This is a genomic window from Mesorhizobium sp. M7A.F.Ca.CA.002.05.1.1 (genome assembly GCF_003998335.1).
Lineage (GTDB): Bacteria > Pseudomonadota > Alphaproteobacteria > Rhizobiales > Rhizobiaceae > Mesorhizobium.
Window position 1 is genome coordinate 1 of record NZ_RZQI01000426.1, and the last position, 5,016, is coordinate 5,016.

Below are 5,016 nucleotides of genomic sequence, written 5' to 3' on the forward strand. Positions count from 1 at the left end.
GTCTTGGAGACCGCGACCAGCGTCACGGCGCCGGCTTCGCGGCCGGCCTCGCGCTCGGCGGCGTCGATCTTCGCCTTGACCGCGAAAAACTGCTGAACGGCATCGCCCATATGCAAATCCTGCTGTTTTGACCGGCGTTTTTGTCAGACGCGATACCCATATGGTTGACGGGTTTGCCAAACCATGGTGAACACCCGGACCACATTCCCTGAACTGCCGAGCCGTCGCCCGCAGTTCGCGCATGCTTTTAAGTGAAAAACGTCCCATGGCAACCGAACGATACAATCCGCGCGCGTCAGAGCCCAAATGGCAGAAGGCCTGGGACGCCAAGAAGCTGTTCGAAGCGCACAATGACGATCCGCGCCCGAAATACTATGTGCTGGAGATGTTCCCCTATCCGTCGGGGCGCATCCATATCGGTCATACCCGCAATTACACGATGGGCGACGTGGTGGCGCGCTACAAGCGGGCCAAGGGTTTCAACGTGCTGCACCCGATGGGCTGGGACGCCTTCGGCATGCCGGCCGAAAACGCGGCGATGCAGAACAAGGTCCATCCCAAGGAGTGGACCTACCAGAACATCGCCACCATGCGCGAGCAGCTCAAGGTCATGGGGCTGTCGCTGGACTGGGCGCGCGAATTCGCCACCTGTGACGTCGACTATTACCACCGCCAGCAGATGCTGTTCCTCGATTTTGTCGAGAAGGGGCTGGTGACGCGCAAATCCTCCAAGGTCAACTGGGATCCGGAGGACATGACGGTGCTCGCCAACGAGCAGGTCATCGACGGGCGCGGCTGGCGCTCGGGCGCGCTGGTCGAACAGCGCGAGCTGACGCAGTGGTTCTTCAAGATCACCGATTTCGCGCAGGATCTGCTGGATTCGCTCGACGGCCTCGACGAATGGCCGGAAAAAGTGAAGCTGATGCAGCAGAACTGGATCGGCCGCTCGGAAGGCCTGCTGATCCGTTGGCCTCTGGCCGACGCCTCTGGTGGCGAGCATGAGCTGGAAGTCTATACGACAAGGCCCGACACCATCTTCGGCGCTTCCTTCATGGCTGTCGCCGCCGATCATCCGTTGGCCAAGAAGGCCGCTGCGCACAATCCGGCGCTGGCGAAGTTCATTGAGGATATCGGCCATATGGGCACCTCGGTGGCGGCGCTGGAGACAGCTGAGAAGAAGGGTTTCGACACCGGCCTCCGCGTCGTCCATCCGTTTGACGACAACTGGACGCTGCCGGTCTATGTCGCCAATTTCGTTTTGATGGAATACGGCACCGGCGCCATTTTCGGCTGTCCGTCCGGCGACCAGCGCGACCTCGACTTCGCCAACAAATACGGCCTGCCGGTGATTCCGGTGGTGATGCCGGAAGGCGAGAATCCGGCGACGTTCCAGATCATCGACGAAGCCTATGTCGATGACGGCGTGATGATCAATTCGCGCTTTCTCGACGGCATGAAGCCGGATCAGGCTTTCGACGAAGTCACCAAACTGCTGGAGCAGAAGACCATCGGCAACCGGCCGATGGCCGAGCGCAAGGTGAATTTCCGCCTGCGCGACTGGGGCATTTCGCGCCAGCGCTACTGGGGCTGCCCGATCCCGATGATCCATTGCGAGGCTTGCGGCGTGGTGCCGGTGCCGAAGGTGGACCTGCCGGTGAAGCTGCCCGACGATGTCGATTTCGATCGCCCGGGCAATCCGCTCGACCGGCATCCGACATGGCGCCATGTGAAATGTCCGCAATGCGGCAGGGATGCGCGGCGCGAAACCGACACGATGGACACGTTCGTCGATTCGTCGTGGTACTTTGCCCGCTTCACCGCGCCGTGGGCGCATGAACCGACCGATCCCAAGGCGGCCAACGAATGGCTGCCGGTCGACCAGTATATTGGCGGGATCGAGCACGCGATCCTGCATCTGCTCTATTCGCGCTTCTTCACCCGCGCCATGCGCGAGGCCGGCCATGTCGATCTGGCCGAGCCGTTCAAGGGCCTGTTCACGCAAGGCATGGTGGTGCACGAAACCTATCGCGTCGGCTCGGCATCGAATGGCCGCTGGCTGGCGCCCACCGAAGTTCGGCTGGAGGACGTCGACGGCAAGCGCAGCGCCATCGACATCGCCACCGGCGAGGCCGTCACCATCGGCCCGCTGGAAAAGATGTCGAAATCGAAAAAGAACACGGTGAGCCCGGAAGACATCACCGATGGCTACGGCGCCGATACGGCGCGCTGGTTCATGCTGTCCGATTCTCCTCCCGAGCGCGATGTCGAGTGGACCGACGATGGCGCTGCCGGTGCGCATCGCTTCATCCAGCGCATCTGGCGCCTGGTGTCGACGGCGGCCGAAACACTGGCCGGCATCAAGCCCTTAGCGGCCAGCAGCGGCGAGGCCGCGGTGGTTTCCAAGGCCGCGCACAAGATCCTGAAGGCGGTCGGAGAGGATATCGAGAAGCTCGCTTTCAACCGCGCCATCGCCCGCATCTACGAACTGGCCAACGCGCTGACCACGCCGCTCAACGAGGTGGCCGAAGGCAAGGCCGATGCAGCGCTGAAAGGCGCCTGTCGGCAGGCGGTGGAGATTCTCGTGCATCTGATCGCGCCGATCATGCCGCATCTGGCCGAGGAGTGCTGGGCAACGCTTGGCGGCACCGATCTCGTTGCCGAACGGCCCTGGCCGGTCTTCGATCCGGCGCTGGTGGTCGACAACGAAGTCACCTATCCGGTACAGGTCAACGGCAAGAAGCGGGGGGATTTGACAATTGCCCGCGACGCGGACCAAGGTGCGGTCGAAAAAGCGGTATTGGCTCTCGACTTCGTGCAGAAAGCACTTGAAGGTAAGGCTCCGCGCAAGGTGATCATCGTGCCGCAGAGGATCGTCAATGTCGTTGCCTGATCGGGAAAAGACAGAGTTGAACCATTTGCTGCGCCGCATTGCGCTTGCCGGCCTGATAGGTTCGCTCGCGCTTGTCTCGGCCTGCACGGTGCGGCCGCTCTATTCGAGCGCGCCACTGTCGGGTTCGCAGGCCAGTGCCAGTGCCGAACTGGCGTTGATCGGCATCAAGCCGGTCAATACGCGTTACGGCCAACAGGTGCGCAACAATCTGATTTTCGGGTTTGGACGAGGCGCCGGCGAGCCGGCCTCGCCGGTCTATTCGCTCAATCTCGGCGTGACCGAAGCGGTCGAGTCCGCGGCACTCGTGCAGGTCGGAACGGATGAAGACGAACCGACCGCCGGTTCCGTGACGCTGACCGGCAGCTATACGCTGGCCGATGCGAAGACCGGCGTGGTGATCGCATCCGGCAAGCGTTCGATCACCTCGTCCTTCGACAGGCCGCGTCAGGAATTCGCCGCATACCGGGCGCAGATCGACGCCGAGAATCGCGCTGCGCGAGAGTTGGCGGAAGCGCTGCAGCTGTCCATTGCCCAGGACCTTGTCCGGCACGGCAAGACCGGCTAGCGCACCTCATCGCTTCACGGAAACGGTCCGGCGCCCCAGGCATGATGGGGTGATCGCGGGATCATGACCAGATTCTCGAACAGAGCCAGATTCCGAACAGGGATTGTCCGAAGATACCCATCGAGCTGCTGCGGCACGGCGAGTAGATCGCGCCACCGGCGTGGATGCGGCGAGACGACGATCGTGCCGTGTCGCTCGCCGATTACCACGAAGATTTTGGTGCCCAGGATGGTCGGCGATCCATCCGGGAAGCAACTGTTAACCACTCGCTCCCTATTGCTCGGCAGACATTTCAGAGTGAGTCTTGAGAATGGAAGCCAAGCGTTTTTCCCGGGTCAATTTATCGACGGCCGCATCGCCTGATGATCCCGAGGGGAAGCGCTCCGAGAGCATCGGCGACAGGGGTGGTCAGCGAGGTTCTTCTGCGGCAGGCGACCTTGATCGTCCGGCTCGCAAGGAGCCGGGCGGCCGGCAGCCCGCCACACGCCAGGCCGGCTATTCAGCGCCGGTGGTCGATCTCGGTGGCAACAAGCGGCCCTATATGGAGCCGCGGGGTGGCTCGGACGACACGCTTTCGAAAATCGGCGATATCGAGAGCCCTGCCTGGCAGGAATATTTCTTCCTTGCACCCAACGTGCGTTTTACACGCACGCCGGACTATGAGGCCAGGAAGCATCGTCCGCAGCACGAGCGTGTTGTCGAACACGCCGCGACTCGCCCAGCAGAGCAAGCCGTTGCGCAATCCATGATCAAAGGGGCGTCCTCCGCGCCTTCGCTCCTGGCATTGCCGGCTTCGGTGAAAAGCCCTGCTTCCCAGCCGCTGGCCGGCCACGCCACGCAAGGGCCACTGCCGCCGGCTGCTGCTTTTGTTGCCGCGGGGCGCGCCAGGGAGAAGGTGCCAGCCGTTGCGCCGATGCCGCCGAGGACGGCCGCGACGGGGCAGGCATCCGCGCGTGCGTCCGTTGCTCCGGGCGGCCCGATCAAAACGACCACTTCCGAAAGGCTGCGCTGGCCGTATCTTTCGGATCATGCCTTCTTCGAGGCCATGGCCCCCTATCTGGTCGACGTTTCGTCGCCGGCCCGGCAGACCGGTCCAGCGTCGCCTGCATCGCTCGCCGTGGCGCCAGTCACCGCTACGCCGATCGATATTCGCCCAGGGACCGATGCCACCGCATTGTTTCGTGTCATCGACTGCCTTCCGGGCCAGGCCTTGAAGCCGTTGCCGGATGCTTGGCCGGCCAATTCGAACCAGGCCGTCGCCCAACCCGGCGTGCCGGCGAGCGATGCGCCGTCGCCGGTCCAGCCTGTCGCAATCCCAGCCGCCAAAAGCGACGCCGTTTCCGCGTCGGCCGCGCCAAGTGTGAACGTCCCTGCCAGGGCCGTTGCCGCCCGCTCCGCGCGCTTGCCTGGGGCTGGAAAGGTCGTGCTGTCAACCGCGGGCGATCCCTATGAGCTTCCCTCGGAAGAGCTGTTGCAGCAGCCACCGGAGGGACAAGGCTTCTACATGTCGCAGGAGCGGCTCGAGCAGAACGCCGATCTGCTGGAAAGCGTGCTCGAGGAC

2 protein-coding genes and 1 pseudogene are annotated in these 5,016 nt (G+C 63.3%); all 3 read left to right on the plus strand.

From position 1 onward, the window contains the following. Window positions 1-265 precede the first annotated feature (265 nt). A complete protein-coding gene (gene leuS / locus EN939_RS20540; protein WP_127269445.1) occupies window positions 266-2,890 on the plus strand; it encodes a leucine--tRNA ligase in 2,625 nt (874 codons plus the stop codon). Beyond that, entirely contained in the window at window positions 2,877-3,455 is a 579-nt protein-coding gene (gene lptE / locus EN939_RS20545; RefSeq protein ID WP_127269446.1) for an LPS assembly lipoprotein LptE, read from the plus strand. The genes leuS and lptE overlap by 14 nt, the downstream gene beginning before the upstream one ends. A gap of 310 nt (window positions 3,456-3,765) precedes the next feature. Further along, window positions 3,766-5,016, plus strand: a pseudogene (locus tag EN939_RS20550) (DNA translocase FtsK); the annotation flags it as partial.

Excerpts from the sequence above, each read along its gene's own strand:
- leuS (WP_127269445.1), top strand. The coding sequence starts at position 266 with ATGGCAACCGAACGATACAATCCGCGCGCGTCAGAGCCCAAATGGCAG.
- lptE (WP_127269446.1), top strand. The coding sequence starts at position 2,877 with ATGTCGTTGCCTGATCGGGAAAAGACAGAGTTGAACCATTTGCTGCGC.